This is a genomic window from Gottfriedia sp. S16(2024), assembly GCF_050473765.1.
Classification (GTDB): Bacteria; Bacillota; Bacilli; order Bacillales; family Bacillaceae_G; genus Gottfriedia.
The window spans coordinates 1,455,071-1,470,255 of the sequence record NZ_JBFLUO010000001.1 but is presented as its reverse complement, the minus strand read 5'-3'; the positions used below and the strand labels follow the sequence as shown (position 1 = coordinate 1,470,255).

Sequence of the window (15,185 nt, the reverse complement as noted above, 5' to 3'; positions counted from 1 at the left end):
CTATTTATCTTTTCAATGAATCAGCTTCATCAATATTGACTGTCTGACGATGACGATACCATGCAATTAAAATTGCCACGCCCACTGCAGCTTCAGCAGCTGCAACTGAAATCGTAAATAATGAAAAAATTTGTCCTGTTAACGACGGTGCTACACCAAGTTTACTAAATGCCACTAAATTAATATTTGCGGCATTTAACATTAACTCAATACAAATTAAAACGATTACTGTGTTTCGTTTTGTTAATGCACCATATAATCCGATACAAAATAAAATTAGCGCTAAAAGAAGATAAGCATTAATTGGAACTGAACTCATTCCTTCGTACCCTCCTCTTTTGAATCATCTGATTTTGCTAATATGATCGCACCTACTAAAGCAATTAGTAATAATACGGACATTACTTCAAATGGCACGATATGATTTGTAAATAATTGTAATCCGATATTCTTCGTATTATTTGTTGCTAAATCAACATCTGGTGCATCAATTGAAAGTCCATTTACACCTAAAAACATAACGACTCCAAATGCAACAATACCGATAAATGCAGCAATGTTTCTCCAATTTCTTTTTGGCTTTTCACTTTCAATATCATGTTTCGTTAACATGATTCCAAAAATCATTAAGATTGTTACTGCACCGGAATAAATAAGAATTTGAACAACAGCTACGAATTCAGCTGATAGTAGGACATAAATCCCTGCAATACTAATGAATGTTAAAACAAGTGAAAGCATCATATGCATAACTTTCGTTGAGTTTAACATCATTACGCCACCTAAAATGGCTGATAAAGAAAGAAGAAAGAAAGCAACTACAAAACCACTCATGCTTTATTCTCCTTTCGAATGTTTTGATCATTTTCATCAAGCCATTGAAGGTCTTTAAATAATTCATCACGTGAATATTCAGCAAGTTCAAAGTTATTAGTCATAATAATCGCTTCTGTTGGACAAACTTCTGTACATAAATCACATAAAATACAAATCTCGAAATTAATATCATATGTGTCGATAATTTTTCCTTTTTTCGTAGGATCAGGATGTTTTTTCCCAGTTAATGTAATACAGTCTGTTGGACAGATTGCTGAACACTGATTACAAACAATACATTTTTCTGGATAAAACTTTTGAATTCCACGAAAACGATCTGGTAACGGAATCGGCTGATTTGGATAATCATACGTCACTTTCTCGCGCGTTAAATTTTGAAGAGTATATTTTAAACCTTTTACTAACCCAATCATGACTCACACCCCTTTAGATTGGTCTATTTGTTTAGAAGAACAAGCTTTTTACTAATGCAGTTATTAAAATATTAGCTAATGAAACTGGTAACAATACTTTCCAACCGAACTCCATTAATTGATCAGCACGTAAACGTGGGAATGTTACACGGAACCAAATTAATAAATATAAAATTACACTAAATTTTAAAGAGAACCAAACAGCTCCAGGAATAAAGTCTAGACCCGCAATTGGTTTCCATCCGCCTAAAAATAGAATCGTAATTAACGAACACATTGCAAAAAAGTAAACATACTCTGAAAGCATAAAGAATGCCCAACGGAATCCTGAAAACTCTGTATGATAACCTGCTACTAGTTCTGACTCAGCCTCAGGTAAGTCAAAAGGTGTACGGTTTAATTCTGCTACGGCTGCGATTAAGAAAACGATAAAAGCAATCGGCTGAGTTACAATGAACCATACATTCCCTTGTGCATTAACAATATCATTTAAATTTAAGCTTCCAGTTAATAAAATAACACCTAATACGCTCATTACTAACGGAATTTCGTATGAAATCATCTGTGCTGCAGCACGCATACCACCAATAAGTGAGTACTTGTTATTTGAAGCCCAACCCGCTGTAACAACACCAACTGTTGTTAATCCTGAAACAGCAATATAGTAAAGTAATCCAACACCAATATCAGCAAACTGTAAGTTATCTGTAAAAGGTAGAGTTGCTAATACCATAAACGCTGGTGCAAATGCAATGATCGGTGCAAGTATAAATAATGGTTTATCTGCCGCTTTTGGAATTGTATCTTCTTTTAAAAGTAGTTTTAATACGTCAGCAACAGTTTGAAGTAAACCATAACGTCCACCAACTTGGTTAGGTCCAATACGACCTTGCATGAAACCCATTACTTTACGTTCTGATAGGATTCCAAACGTAACGAAACCTAAAACTACAAATAGAAAAATAACGCCTAATCCTAAATAGATGAGAAAATTTATCCAAGACGGTGTACTTTGTAGAAGATTTTCTATCATTATCCGTCTACCTCCCCAAGTACAATATCAATACCACCTAAAATAGTAATTAAGTTCGCGATGTTTTCGCCTTTTAATAACTTTGGAAGAATTTGCAGGTTATAAAACGATGGTCGTCTAAATTTCAAACGATACGGCTCTTTTTTTCCATCACTTGCAATATAGCAACCGATTTCTCCACGTGGTGACTCGATTCTAACGTATCCTTCACCTTTAGGAGCTTTGATGATTTTAGGAACTTTTGCTAAAATATCACCTTCAGCAGGGAATTGTTCAACAGCTTGTTCTAAAATCTTTAATGACTCTTCAATTTCTAGCATTCTGCACATATAACGATCCCATGCATCGCCAACTGTCCCTACTGGTACATCAAAATCAAAGCGATCGTAAATAGAATAAGGAGCATCTTTTCGTAGATCATATTTAACACCAGTACAACGAAGATTTGCACCACTTAATGAAAAATTAATTGCATCTTCTTGTGAATATGCACCAATACCTTTTACACGATTAATAAAGATTTCATTACCAGAAACTAAATCGTGATATCCTTTTAATTGCTCTCTCATATAAGGAATAAATTCTTTTACTTTTTCAATCCAACCTTCAGGAGCATCCCACTTAACCCCACCTACACGCATGTAGTTAAAAGTCAACCTCGCTCCACAAAGCTCATTTAATAGATTGATAATCATTTCACGCTCACGGAAAGCATAAAGGAATGGACTCACTGCTCCAATATCTAGAAGGTTTGTACCCCACCAAACTAAGTGACTAGCAACGCGCCCTAATTCCATTGAAATAACGCGTAAATACTCCGCGCGTTCTGGAACTTTAATATCCATCATTGTTTCAACAGCATGGCAGATAACATAGTTATTGGTCATTGCTGATAGATAATCCATACGATCTGTATATGGAATAATCTGTGTATATTGAAGATTTTCAGCGATTTTCTCTGTACCACGGTGTAGATAACCGATGACAGGTGTCGCCTCTTTAATGATCTCTCCATCAATCTTTAACACAAGACGAAATACACCGTGTGTACTTGGATGCTGAGGTCCGACATTTAATAGCATTTCTTCCGTACGAATCATGGCTTATCCTACACCCCCTCGTCAAATTGAACGTAATCTTTTCTTAGTGGATAGCCAACCCAATTATCTGGCAGTAATATACGCTCTAACTTTGGATGTCCTTCAAACTGAATTCCAAGTAAGTCGTAAGTCTCACGCTCTGGCCAGTTTGCACCTTCCCAAATTGGAGTAATACTATCAACTATAGGTTGTTCACGGTCTGCTCTTACTTTTAAAGCGATTCCATGTTTACGTTTATATGAATATATGTAAGAGTAAACTTCCATGTACTCTACAAAATCAGTTCCATGTAATCCAGATAAATAAGTAAATTGTAGCTGTTCATTATTCTTTAAGAACTGTGCTACCTTAAAATAAGCATCTCTTTTAATTGTAAAAGTTGGATCATGTTTAGATAGCGTATTAATAATTGCTTCCTCAAAAACTTCCGCTCCAAACTCTTTTTCAATTAATGCCTTTACCTCATCTAATAATGGTTGGTTATGAGAAGCTTTCACTTCTTCAATTGGAGCCTCTTTACCACCATCTGTTTTACCTTTCGCTTTTGCTGCTGCTGCTGCTTTTGCCTTCGCTTTTGCAATGGCCTTCGCTTTTGCTTTTGCCGCTTCATCGTCCGATCCAGCAGTTGCAGTGTCTTCTCCACCTGCTGCTTTTTGTTTCGCCAATGCCGCTGCCTTTGCTTTTGCTGCCGCTACTGCTTTTGCCTTTGCTGCTGCAAGTGCTTTCGCTTTTTCATCATCTGCACCATCTACCGGAGCTTCTCCACCCTCTGATGCTTTTTGCTTCGCTAATGCCGCTGCCTTTGCTTTTGCTGCCGCTACTGCTTTTGCCTTCGCCGCTGCTAAGGCCTTTGCCTTATCATCGTCTGAAGTCACCTCTGGCTCTTCTGCTTCAGCCTGTTCGCCCGCTTCCGCTGCTTTTTGTTTCGCAATTGCTGCTGCCTTTGCTTTTGCTGCCGCTACTGCTTTTGCCTTCGCCGCTGCTAAGGCCTTTGCTTTATCATCATCAGAAGTCGGCTCTGGCTCTTCTGCTTCAGCTTGTTCGCTAGCTTCAGCAGCTTTTTGTTTTGCGATTGCTGCCGCCTTTGCCTTCGCTGCTGCTACTGCTTTTGCTTTAGCCAGTGCAAGTGCTTTCGCTTTTTCATCTTCTGAAGCTGGTTCCTCTTGTTTAACTTCATTTTCAACAGTTGGTTCCTCAACTACAGGAACTTCTTCTTTTTGAACTTCAGTATTTTTTGCAGCTTCCTTTTCAGCCTTCAACTGTTCCATCTTACGTCGAGCTGCTTCTTTTGCCTTCTCGGCTGCTTCTTTCTTTAACTGTTCTTTTGACTTATCTTCACTCACTTATTCGTCACCTGCTTTCCAGTTTTAGCTTCGTAACGAATTTTCTCTTTCAATTTGTTAATTCCATAAATTAATGCTGCTGGATTCGGAGGACATCCAGGGATATACACATCTACAGGAACGATCTGGTCCACTCCTTTAACAACTGCATACGAGTTAACATATGGTCCACCAGCAGTTGCACATGAGCCCATCGCAATTACCCATTTTGGTTCAGGCATTTGATCATATAAGCGTTTAACAATCGGCGCCATCTTTTTCGTAACAGTTCCAGAAACAATCATACAGTCAGATTGACGAGGAGAAGTACGGAAAAATGATCCAAATCGGTCTAAGTCATAATGAGATGAACCTACACCCATCATTTCAATTGCACAACAAGCTAACCCGAATGTTAATGGCCATAACGAGTTACTTCTTGCCCATGCCTTCACTTCTTCCAAAGTCGTGAAAAAAATATTCTTTTGGAGTTCTTCCATTTCAGCAACAGAAATTCCATCTAACTTCATAACCATTTCAACACCTTCTTCTTCCAAGCATAAATAAGTCCAAGTAGTAGCATAAGAATAAAAATAATCATCTCTACAAAAGCAAAAAGGCCTAATTGATCATATGCAACCGCCCACGGATATAAGAAAACAGTTTCAACATCGAAAATAACGAATAATAGTGCAAAAATGTAATATCCAGCGTGGAAACGAACCTTCGCATCATGAAATGGTTCAATACCACTTTCATAGGTCGTTGCTTTTGCTTCAGTTGGTACATTCGGTCTTAAAATTTTACCTATTACCGAGAGTGCGACAACTGGAAGCGCAATTCCTATAACTAGAAACACAACTACGATCACATAATTATTTAAATAAGCATTCACGAAACTTGTCCCTCCTCTAACTACAGAGCTCTACATTATATACTTATTATAAATATAATGTATTTTTCATTAATTTTTACTATTCAGTTTTGTAATCGTATCCATTATAACAAATGTGACAAAAACGTGTCGATATTTATTGCCATTAATCTGAAAATTGAATGATATAGTTGGAAAATAAATTCCATTATTCTTTATTTATCTTATATGTATGTCGTTCTAATAAAATTCTAATATTTTGATCATTGTAATCACTAACTATAACTTTATATTAGTATAAGAGTTATCCACAAATCCACAGAAAGTTATTCACAATTCCCACAAGTTAAAATATAGTGATAATTGTCGAAAAAAAAACCAGTTCAATACATGAACTGGTTCATTTTTAAGATGCAATCGTTTCTGAAGATTGCTGCTTATTTTGATTTTTAGATTTAGATTTAGGTTGTGCAACCTTTCTGCTCTTTGTACTTCCCATAAAGAATGAAAGCACTAATGCGATACCTGATAATACAGTTGCAAAAATAAATGCATCATTGATTCCATTGATAGATGCTAATTTAGACGCCTGACTATAAAGCGTTGTAACTGCTAAAGCTCCGCCTTGGGAAGGTGTTACTCCAGCTGCAGCGGCTAACTGTGCGCCTGTTTGATGAACCCAATCCATAATGAAAGAATTCGTTGAAGTCACTTCATTTGAAAAGTCAGCCAAATGATTTGTCGTTTGAGTCGTCATAATTGTAACGAGCACCGCTGTACCGACCGAACCTGCAACTTGTCGTAGTGTATTTTGTGTTGCAGTACCGTGAGAAATCATCTTAACAGGCAATTTATTTAAACCAGCCGTCATAATTGGCATCATAATAAATGACATACCGAATGAACGTAAAGTATAGAAAAACATAATTTTTAAATATGGTGTATCAATAGACAACTTAGTGAACTCATAAGTTGTATAAGTCATAATAAGTAAACCAAAAATAGCTAAAGGACGGATACCATATTTATCAAACAATTTACCCGTAAGTGGTCCGAGCGCACCCATTATCAATGAACCAGGAAGTAATAATAATCCTGCTCTAATTGGTGTAAACCCACGAATGTTTTGTAAATAAAGAGGTAGTAAAATCATCCCCCCATATAATGCTGTTGTAACGATTAAGTTAATTAATAATGTGTAAGTAAATGAAAAAGATTTAAATACTTTTAAATTTATTAACGGTTGTTTAGCAGTTAATTCTCTCCACACAAATAAACCTAAACTGATACATGCAATTACCAAAGAAAGAACTACTTCAGTGCTACCCCAACCTTTATTACCGGCTTCACTGAATCCATATAATAAACTTCCGAATCCAAGTGACGAACTGATTACTCCCCAAATATCTAATGTTGGGAATGAACGTTTACGTGATATATGAAACCAAGCGTTAGACAAAATGATTGAAATGACACCTAACACAGCCATTCCGTAAAATAAGAAATGCCAAGAATAATCTTGAACTACATAACCAGTTATTGTAGGGCCAATAGCTGGCGCTAGAATCATTGCGATCCCCATTAATCCCATTGCTGCACCACGTTTTTCAGGTGGGAAGATCGTCATAAAGATATTCATACCAAGTGGCATTAAAATACCAGCTCCGACAGCTTGAACTACACGACCTACCATCATAATTGGGAAGTTACCTGATAAAGCACAAATAATTGAACCAATCGTAAAAGCAATCATCGAAAAGATAAATAATTTACGATACGTAAATGTATCAACTAAATAAGCACTGACTGGAATTAAAATACCGTTCACTAACATAAAACCAGTAGATAACCATTGTGCAGTCGAAGTTGTTACATTAAAATCTGCCATTAACTTCGGTAAAGCAACATTTATTAACGTCTGATTTAAAATCGATATGAACATACCTAGTAATAGTACTGTCAAAACTTTTCCCATGCTAAAGCTCTGTTTTTCACTTGACTCAGATGGAATTGATTTCTTTTGAGTTTCTTCAGTTTTTTCTATTTTATTTGGTTCTTCAGATTGGACCATTTCATCTCTTTTATCTATTTTTAGGTCATTTTCTTTATTCCTTAATACAATTCGATTAATAATAAAGAAAACAATTAAGCAAAACCCTCCATATGCTATGATCATTCCTGTAGACATAGAAATTCCTCCTTACTTATGGATACGAACAGAAGCATTCATTCCTGGAACAATTTCAAATGACTTATTATGATCTAAAGCAATTCTTACAGGTACAACCTGCTCTACTTTCGTATAGTTTGCATTAGAGTTTCCAGAAGGTAATAAACTAAATGTATTTGCAGTTGTTAATCCAACAAATTCTACAGTACCTGTTAAAGTTGTATCTGGATATGCGTCAACATATACATCAACCACTTGACCTTTTTTCACATCTTCCACTTCAGTTTCTTTAATGTTTGCAGTAACCCAAAGATTATCTAAGTTATATGCATAACCAAGAGTTGAACCTGTACCAACCAATTGATCTTTAATTGCATTTGCTTGAACAATCGTAGCATTTGTAGGTACTGAAACTGATACTTCATGTGCAGTATCTCCAGCTGCTTGAGGTGCAGTTAAAACTTTACCAATTGATTCATTTGGTGAAAATGTTTTTCCGAATGAACCTGACCATGACTCAAGCTTACCAGCAGCAGGAGATGAAATGACAATTTGTTGCCCATCTATTTTAGCATTATCCGTTTTTATATAATTTGTTGATTGATCATAATAGTAATAACCAGCAAATCCACCAGCAACTAATATGATTAAAGTAATTATGTTAACAAACACCATTTTCTTCATGTTCCCCATAAATAAAATTCCTCCTAAATTTTTAATCGTTTCTCTATATAGGTAACAAAAGTAAAGCAACACATTGTCGTTTTACTTCTCATAGTTTTTAATTATAATTGATTTATAAACGTACTCAACCGTTAATAATTTAAAATTTGTTGTTTAAGCAACACTACTATTATTAATTGTTTAATTTCTTAAAGTTATTTAATAAAGGAGTTTTAAAATGAGCATAAAAAATAATCATGACCCTCGTGTCATTCGAACTAGACAACTTTTACAAGATGCATTAATTACACTATTAGCAGATAAAGAATTCGAAGCGATCAGTGTACAAGATATAACTAAAAAAGCAAACGTCAATAGAGCAACCTTTTATAGCCACTACGAAGACAAGTACCAAATGGTCCGCCAAATCGTTAAAGAAAAACTAGTTGATTTAGACAGCGCCATGAAGAATGTAGATTTTAGCATGTATGACGGAAATCCAAACTCACTCGATGGAATGGCCTTACAATCCTACTACCATCTATTCGAACACATCGAAAAAAACAGTTACTTCTACAAAGTCCTCCTAAAACGACAAGGACCAAATATTTTTAGAAGAAGACTTTACGAAGTATTATCAACAACATTCGAAAGAGGCATTGCATTCATACAGCCAAAAAAGAATAAATACCTTGTCCCAGGTGACCTACTAGTAAGTTATATTTCAGGCTCAACGCTCAGCGTAATTTCATTTTGGGTTGAAAATGACATGCCATACACAAAAAAACACATGGCAGAATACCTTTTAAAAATCTCAAGAAATGGAATTTTAACAACAGCGGGATTGGAATTAAACTAAAAAGAGGATTGCTGTGACAACTCGTCCAAATAGTGTATTTTGTCTTTTTTTGTTCCCGATGATGGTAGGTTTAGTTTGCGGAGGAGTCTTGAAGCGTTGTAGATAGAGGGTATATGGAGAAAGTCTCTAACTTGTTTATTATTTATTGAGTTTCCAATTAACAAAAAGTAATCAACTAAAGCACTAATATGTGCTAGTTTTGAAACATGTAAGCAATTCTTGCATATCCAATTCCCTTTATCTCGTACCATTGAAAAATGATGACAATTAGTGCAAATTACTCCAGTTAAAAGTTCAATGTTACCAATATTGTACTTATCTAATATATTTTGATCTAAAAGCTGATGTTGCTTTATTAATAATTTAGCTAATCTCCTTATTTCTTTATGTGTATAAAAATCGCTTTTAAATTTCAATTCTAGCTCCTCAACTTTTTTAGCAATCTCACTTTGATTTGATGAAGCTTTTATGATTGTTTTTGGGCTACTTACAACCACATAAGGAATGACACTTAAATTTATAAAATTATGTTTTCGTAGCCACTGTGAAAGTTGTCTTTTTTGCCTATCAACTTGAAGAATGGGGTTTATAAAAGACTCTTCTTTCCCATCAATTGATCGAATAAGTTGATTAAAGTGTTGATCAAAATACAAAGTACCAATTAAATTCTTTACCTCAATAATGATTAGTACACGTGGGGTTATTATGATCGTATCGATTTGAAAAAAGTGCTGAAAATCATCGACTAACCTTACATCATGCAAAATGAAACTACGCTCTTTTGGAAAAAAACTAAGATGATAATCTAAAGACTTTTCACCTTGATAACCTGCTTTGTACTTAAATAGATCTTCCTCAATTCTTGACCATTGGGGATGATCACTAGGTAATCTCCTTAATAGAGCATCCAATTTTTTAATAACTAACGGAACTGTTCGTTCTTTTAATATCATTAAAAAGTCACCTCTCTTAGATTTCTTTTTATATTCAAGATTTTCTGTACAGATACCTTCTAATACAAACTATAAAAATTGAGCAGATAACCGTCGCTTTTTCTGTAATTTAGTTAAATTTGGTCTATTACTAAACTATTTTTTGATGAAACTAACAAATTTTATATAAAGCTGATCATAAATTCGATATTTTATTATGATGTGTCTGTTTTATTTGCATTTATGGTAGATTTAATTGCAGTTTTCTCAGTTTTAATTGTAGTTCTGCAAAATTTAATTGCAGTAACCTGATTATATTTGCACTTTCATTAATTTAATTTGCAGTTTTACAATTTTTAATTGCAGTTTCTTCGATTTTATTTGCACCTAACAGTTTATTTGCTTCTCATTTAAATTTATTTGCACACTCAAACTGTTTATTTGCACTTTCCTATTACTTAATTGCAGTATCTTCTAGTCTAATTGCACCCACCGGTTTACTAAACACCCCCACCCCACATACTCAAGCAAAAAAAGAGCCCCAACCAAGGGCTCTTTTTTTAATTACTTATATTGTGCTACGTTTAAACGGTTCATTGCTTTGTGTAAAGCAAGTTCTGCACGTTTGATATCTGTGTCAGGGCGTCTTTCTTGTAGACGTTTTTCTGCACGTTTTTTTGCTTCTACTGCGCGCTCAACGTCGATTTCAGTTGATGCTTCAGCAGATTGAGCCAATATTGTAACGGCTTCAGGTCGAATTTCAATGAATCCGCCACTAACTGCAACGAAATCAGTTCCAGCTGGTGATTTAATTTTAACAGGTGCTGTTGCTAACGGTGCCACAGTTGAAATGTGTCCAGGTAAAATACCTAGCTCACCGCTAGTTGCTTTCGTGCTAACGAATTCTGTTTCGCCTTCATAAGCCGGTCCATTAGGAGTGACGATACTGACTTTCATTGTCTTCATAGTGAACTCCTCCTGTCTAGCTTCGTGAGCTAATCAAGTTCATTCAAATAGAATGATGAACAAGCCTTTCGATTAGACAATTATTATACTAATGTTTTTGCTTTTTCTACTACTTCTTCAATGCGTCCAACTAGACGGAATGCATCTTCAGGAAGAGTATCATATTTACCTTCTAAGATCTCTTTGAATCCACTAACAGTTTCTTTAACTGGTACGTAAGAACCTTTTTGTCCTGTGAATTGCTCCGCAACGTGGAAGTTTTGAGATAAGAAGAATTGAATACGACGAGCACGAGCTACGACTAATTTATCTTCTTCTGATAACTCATCCATACCTAAGATTGCGATGATATCTTGAAGTTCTCTATAACGTTGTAAAGTTGATTGTACTTGACGAGCTACTTCATAGTGCTCTTCACCAACGATTTCAGGGTTTAATGCACGAGATGTAGATGCTAATGGATCTACCGCTGGGTAAATACCCATCTCAGATAAACGACGCTCTAAGTTAGTTGTTGCATCTAAGTGAGCGAACGCTGTAGCTGGTGCTGGATCCGTATAGTCATCGGCAGGAACGTAAATCGCTTGAATCGAAGTTACAGAACCTTTGTTTGTTGAAGTGATACGCTCTTGTAATTGACCCATTTCAGTAGCAAGAGTTGGTTGGTAACCTACCGCAGAAGGCATACGACCTAATAGGGCAGAAACCTCAGAACCTGCTTGAGTGAAACGGAAGATGTTATCGATGAAGAATAACACGTCTTGTCCTTGCTCATCACGGAAATATTCAGCCATTGTTAAACCAGTTAAGGCAACACGTTGACGTGCACCAGGTGGCTCGTTCATTTGTCCGAATACCATCGCTGTTTTCTTGATAACGCCAGAGTCGCTCATTTCGTGGTATAAGTCGTTACCTTCACGAGTACGTTCACCTACACCAGCGAATACTGAGATACCGCCGTGCTCTTGTGCAATGTTGTTAATTAATTCTTGAATTAATACAGTTTTACCTACACCCGCACCACCGAATAGACCGATTTTACCACCTTTGATGTAAGGAGCTAATAAGTCTACTACTTTGATACCAGTTTCAAGGATTTCTACTTTTGTAGTTAATTCTTCAAATTTAGGTGCTTGACGGTGAATTGGGTCACGACGTACGTCTTCTCCAAGTTCTTCGTCTAAGTCAATGTTGTCACCTAACACATTGAATACGCGCCCTAATGTAGCGTCACCAACTGGAACCGAAATTGGTTTCCCTGTGTTAACTGCTTCCATTCCACGTACTAATCCATCAGTTGAAGCCATTGCAACTGTACGAACAGTATCGTCACCTAAGTGAAGAGCAACTTCTAATGTTAAATCAATGTTTACTTCGTTTGCGTCGCCCGCTTCTTTACGAACACGTAACGCATTATATATTTGTGGTAATTGGCCGTTTTCGAACTTTACGTCTACTACTGGACCTAATACCTGAGTAATAATACCATTGCTCATCGCTTTTCCTCCTAGCATTGTTTCATTAAAAGCCGTTCAATTTATATAGCCGATGTAAGCAGATTAGCCAAGTGCTGCTGCTCCACCGACGATTTCAGTAATTTCTTGTGTAATAGCTGCTTGACGCGCACGGTTATAGTGAAGAGTAAGCTTACTAATAACTTCTTTCGCATTATCAGTTGCACTTTTCATCGCTGTCATACGTGAAGCGTGTTCACTAGCTTTACTGTCTAATAATGCACCAAAGATTAAACTTTCTGCATATTGAGGCAGTAAAACTTCTAAGATTTCATCATCAGATGGTTCAAATTCGTAGTTAGTTGTTGCCTTACCTGTGTCAATATCTGTTAAAGGTAATAGCTTTTTCTCAGTAACTTCTTGAGAAATCTTACTTACGAAATGGTTATATGATAAGTAAAGCTCATCAAAAATGCCGTCTGTATACATTTGAACTGTACGATTAGCAAATTGTTGAATATCATCGAATGAAGGTTGATCTGGAAGCCCAAGAACCTCTTCAACGATTGGGTAACCTAAACGCTTAAAGTAGTCACGTCCAACTCGACCTAGTACAATAATTGCAAATTCATCATTCGATTTATGACGCTCTTTAATTGTATTAGTTACCGCACGTAATACGTTACTATTAAATGCACCCGCTAAACCACGGTCAGAAGTGATGACAATGTAACCAGTCTTTTTAACTGGACGAGTTACTAGCATCGGATGTCTACTGTTTACGCCTTTTGCCACGCTACCAACTACCTCTTGCATTTTTTCCATGTAAGGAACGAATTGCTTAGAGTTTTGCTCAGCACGGTTTAATTTCGCAGCAGATACCATCTCCATCGCTTTTGTGATTTGGCTTGTCTTCTTTGTTGAATTAATTTTTGTTTTTATATCGCGTAATGATGCCACAGGTTTTCACCACCTTTTGGTAAACAGTTAAATGAAGGACGAGCTATGAGCCCGATCCTTCAAATCCAGATATTTAAATCGCCTTCTTATTTAGAAGCAATAAAGTTCTTTTTAAAGCTTGTGATTGCAGCGTCAAGGTCAGCTTCGTTTGGTAATTTACCAGTATCACGAATAGCATCTAAAAGACCTTTTGCGTTAGCGTCCATCCAAGCTAACATTTCTTCTTCAAAACGAGTAATGTCTTCAACTGCTACGCTGTCTAAGTGACCACGTGTTAACGCATATAAAGATGTTACTTGTTTTTCTACTTTTAACGGTTTGTGTAAACCTTGTTTAAGGATTTCAACTGTACGAGCACCACGGTTAAGTTTAGCTTGAGTTGCTTTATCTAAGTCAGAACCGAACGCAGCAAATGCTTCAAGCTCACGGAATGACGCTAAGTCAAGACGTAGAGTACCTGCTACTGATTTCATCGCCTTAGTTTGCGCTGAACCACCAACACGTGATACAGAAAGACCTGCATTGATCGCTGGACGTACGCCAGAGAAGAATAAGTCAGACTGTAAGAAGATTTGCCCGTCAGTAATCGAGATTACGTTTGTTGGAATATAAGCTGAGATATCACCAGCTTGTGTTTCGATGAATGGTAATGCAGTTAAAGAACCGCCACCTAACTCATCATTTAACTTAGCTGCACGCTCTAATAAGCGAGAGTGTAAGTAGAATACATCCCCTGGATATGCTTCACGACCTGGAGGACGTTTTAATAGTAATGAAAGCTCACGGTAAGCTACCGCTTGTTTTGATAAATCATCGTATACTACTAATACGTGTTTACCATTGTACATAAACTCTTCACCCATAGTTACACCAGCAAAAGGAGCTAAGTATAACATTGGAGCTGGAGATGAAGCAGGTGCAGTTACAACGATTGTGTAATCTAATGCGCCGTGCTTACGTAAAGTTTCAACAAGTCCACGAACTGTTGATTCTTTTTGACCGATTGCAACATAGATACAGATCATGTTTTGGTCAGCTTGGTTAAGGATTGTATCAATAGCAACAGCTGTTTTACCAGTTTGACGGTCACCGATGATTAACTCACGTTGTCCACGTCCGATTGGTACAAGAGCGTCGATCGCTTTGATACCTGTTTGTAATGGTTCATGTACTGATTTACGTGCCATTACGCCTGGAGCAGCATTTTCGATTGGACGAGATTTAGTCGTTTCGATTGGGCCTAAACCATCAACTGGTTGACCTAATGAGTTTACTACACGTCCTACTAATGCTTCACCAACTGGAACTTGCATGATGCGTCCAGTACGACGAACTTCGTCGCCTTCTTTAATGCCTGTGTAAGGCCCTAAGATGATAATACCTACGTTGTTTTCTTCTAAGTTTTGTGCTAGTCCCATAACGCCGTTAGAGAACTCAACTAGCTCTCCAGACATACATTGGTCAAGACCATGAGCACGAGCGATACCGTCACCAACTTGGATAACTGTACCAACATCACTAACTTCTATTTCAGTTTGGTAATTTTCGATTTGCTTTTTAATCAGCGCACTGATTTCTTCAGCTTTGATGCTCATGCATTTC

At 36.6% G+C, this 15,185-nt stretch carries 15 protein-coding genes and 1 pseudogene; 1 reads left to right on the top strand and 15 read right to left on the bottom strand.

The window, feature by feature from the left end:
* Positions 1-4 precede the first annotated feature (4 nt).
* The 10 genes and pseudogenes from nuoK to AB1282_RS06910 form a co-directional block, all read right to left on the bottom strand.
* The gene (gene nuoK / locus AB1282_RS06955) at positions 5-319 is read right to left on the bottom strand and encodes an NADH-quinone oxidoreductase subunit NuoK (RefSeq protein WP_025568976.1); all 315 of its coding nucleotides are present in this window, start codon (positions 317-319) and stop codon (positions 5-7) included.
* A complete protein-coding gene (locus AB1282_RS06950) occupies positions 316-834 on the bottom strand; it encodes an NADH-quinone oxidoreductase subunit J (protein ID WP_056469334.1) in 519 nt (172 codons plus the stop codon). Before AB1282_RS06950 ends, nuoK begins: the two co-directional genes overlap by 4 nt.
* Positions 831-1,250 (bottom strand): NADH-quinone oxidoreductase subunit NuoI, encoded by a 420-nt coding sequence (gene nuoI, locus AB1282_RS06945; RefSeq protein WP_025568978.1) that lies wholly within the window; start codon positions 1,248-1,250, stop codon positions 831-833. The genes AB1282_RS06950 and nuoI overlap by 4 nt, the downstream gene beginning before the upstream one ends.
* Positions 1,251-1,281: 31 nt before the next feature.
* Positions 1,282-2,283 carry an NADH-quinone oxidoreductase subunit NuoH gene (gene nuoH, locus AB1282_RS06940; RefSeq protein ID WP_056469331.1) on the bottom strand — a complete coding sequence of 334 codons (1,002 nt, stop codon included), beginning with the start codon at positions 2,281-2,283 and terminating at the stop codon, positions 1,282-1,284.
* Positions 2,283-3,383: an NADH-quinone oxidoreductase subunit D gene (locus AB1282_RS06935; protein ID WP_056469327.1), complete on the bottom strand. Its 1,101-nt coding sequence runs from the start codon at positions 3,381-3,383 to the stop codon at positions 2,283-2,285. Before AB1282_RS06935 ends, nuoH begins: the two co-directional genes overlap by 1 nt.
* A gap of 8 nt (positions 3,384-3,391) precedes the next feature.
* Complete coding sequence (locus AB1282_RS06930; RefSeq protein WP_429898752.1) at positions 3,392-4,726, bottom strand: NADH-quinone oxidoreductase subunit C; 1,335 nt, start codon at positions 4,724-4,726, stop codon at positions 3,392-3,394.
* The gene (locus AB1282_RS06925) at positions 4,723-5,241 is read right to left on the bottom strand and encodes a NuoB/complex I 20 kDa subunit family protein (protein WP_056469321.1); all 519 of its coding nucleotides are present in this window, start codon (positions 5,239-5,241) and stop codon (positions 4,723-4,725) included. The genes AB1282_RS06930 and AB1282_RS06925 overlap by 4 nt, the downstream gene beginning before the upstream one ends.
* On the bottom strand, positions 5,232-5,600 hold the full coding sequence (locus tag AB1282_RS06920; RefSeq protein ID WP_056469320.1) for an NADH-quinone oxidoreductase subunit A: 369 nt from the start codon (positions 5,598-5,600) through the stop codon (positions 5,232-5,234). Before AB1282_RS06920 ends, AB1282_RS06925 begins: the two co-directional genes overlap by 10 nt.
* A gap of 454 nt (positions 5,601-6,054) precedes the next feature.
* Positions 6,055-7,767, bottom strand: a pseudogene (locus AB1282_RS06915) (DHA2 family efflux MFS transporter permease subunit); the annotation flags it as partial.
* Between the two features lie 12 nt (positions 7,768-7,779).
* On the bottom strand, positions 7,780-8,424 hold the full coding sequence (locus tag AB1282_RS06910) for an HlyD family secretion protein (RefSeq protein WP_390310842.1): 645 nt from the start codon (positions 8,422-8,424) through the stop codon (positions 7,780-7,782).
* Positions 8,425-8,650: 226 nt separating this feature from the next.
* Here AB1282_RS06910 and AB1282_RS06905 point away from each other — a divergent pair, with 226 nt between their 5' ends.
* The gene (locus AB1282_RS06905; protein ID WP_082459427.1) at positions 8,651-9,271 is read left to right on the top strand and encodes a TetR/AcrR family transcriptional regulator; all 621 of its coding nucleotides are present in this window, start codon (positions 8,651-8,653) and stop codon (positions 9,269-9,271) included.
* Here AB1282_RS06905 and AB1282_RS06900 read toward each other — a convergent pair.
* The 5 genes from AB1282_RS06900 to atpA all read right to left on the bottom strand — a co-directional run bounded on the left by AB1282_RS06900 (position 9,268) and on the right by atpA (position 15,178).
* Positions 9,268-10,224, bottom strand: coding sequence for a nuclease-related domain-containing protein (locus tag AB1282_RS06900; protein ID WP_429898751.1), 957 nt, complete (start codon positions 10,222-10,224; stop codon positions 9,268-9,270). The genes AB1282_RS06905 and AB1282_RS06900 overlap by 4 nt on opposite strands.
* A 543-nt stretch (positions 10,225-10,767) precedes the next feature.
* On the bottom strand, positions 10,768-11,169 hold the full coding sequence (locus tag AB1282_RS06895; protein WP_429898750.1) for a F0F1 ATP synthase subunit epsilon: 402 nt from the start codon (positions 11,167-11,169) through the stop codon (positions 10,768-10,770).
* 83 nt (positions 11,170-11,252) lie between these two features.
* Entirely contained in the window at positions 11,253-12,665 is a 1,413-nt protein-coding gene (gene atpD / locus AB1282_RS06890; protein ID WP_025568604.1) for a F0F1 ATP synthase subunit beta, read from the bottom strand.
* Between the two features lie 63 nt (positions 12,666-12,728).
* On the bottom strand, positions 12,729-13,583 hold the full coding sequence (locus AB1282_RS06885; RefSeq protein ID WP_056469310.1) for a F0F1 ATP synthase subunit gamma: 855 nt from the start codon (positions 13,581-13,583) through the stop codon (positions 12,729-12,731).
* Positions 13,584-13,669: 86 nt separating this feature from the next.
* Positions 13,670-15,178: a F0F1 ATP synthase subunit alpha gene (gene atpA, locus AB1282_RS06880; RefSeq protein ID WP_056469307.1), complete on the bottom strand. Its 1,509-nt coding sequence runs from the start codon at positions 15,176-15,178 to the stop codon at positions 13,670-13,672.
* Positions 15,179-15,185: the final 7 nt, after the last annotated feature.

Excerpts from the sequence above, each read along its gene's own strand:
- nuoK (WP_025568976.1), bottom strand. The coding sequence starts at position 319 with ATGAGTTCAGTTCCAATTAATGCTTATCTTCTTTTAGCGCTAATTTTA.
- AB1282_RS06950 (WP_056469334.1), bottom strand. The coding sequence starts at position 834 with ATGAGTGGTTTTGTAGTTGCTTTCTTTCTTCTTTCTTTATCAGCCATT.
- nuoI (WP_025568978.1), bottom strand. The coding sequence starts at position 1,250 with ATGATTGGGTTAGTAAAAGGTTTAAAATATACTCTTCAAAATTTAACG.
- nuoH (WP_056469331.1), bottom strand. The coding sequence starts at position 2,283 with ATGATAGAAAATCTTCTACAAAGTACACCGTCTTGGATAAATTTTCTC.
- AB1282_RS06935 (WP_056469327.1), bottom strand. The coding sequence starts at position 3,383 with ATGATTCGTACGGAAGAAATGCTATTAAATGTCGGACCTCAGCATCCA.
- AB1282_RS06925 (WP_056469321.1), bottom strand. The coding sequence starts at position 5,241 with ATGGTTATGAAGTTAGATGGAATTTCTGTTGCTGAAATGGAAGAACTC.
- AB1282_RS06910 (WP_390310842.1), bottom strand. The coding sequence starts at position 8,424 with ATGGTGTTTGTTAACATAATTACTTTAATCATATTAGTTGCTGGTGGA.
- AB1282_RS06905 (WP_082459427.1), top strand. The coding sequence starts at position 8,651 with ATGAGCATAAAAAATAATCATGACCCTCGTGTCATTCGAACTAGACAA.
- AB1282_RS06900 (WP_429898751.1), bottom strand. The coding sequence starts at position 10,224 with ATGATATTAAAAGAACGAACAGTTCCGTTAGTTATTAAAAAATTGGAT.
- AB1282_RS06895 (WP_429898750.1), bottom strand. The coding sequence starts at position 11,169 with ATGAAGACAATGAAAGTCAGTATCGTCACTCCTAATGGACCGGCTTAT.
- atpD (WP_025568604.1), bottom strand. The coding sequence starts at position 12,665 with ATGAGCAATGGTATTATTACTCAGGTATTAGGTCCAGTAGTAGACGTA.
- atpA (WP_056469307.1), bottom strand. The coding sequence starts at position 15,178 with ATGAGCATCAAAGCTGAAGAAATCAGTGCGCTGATTAAAAAGCAAATC.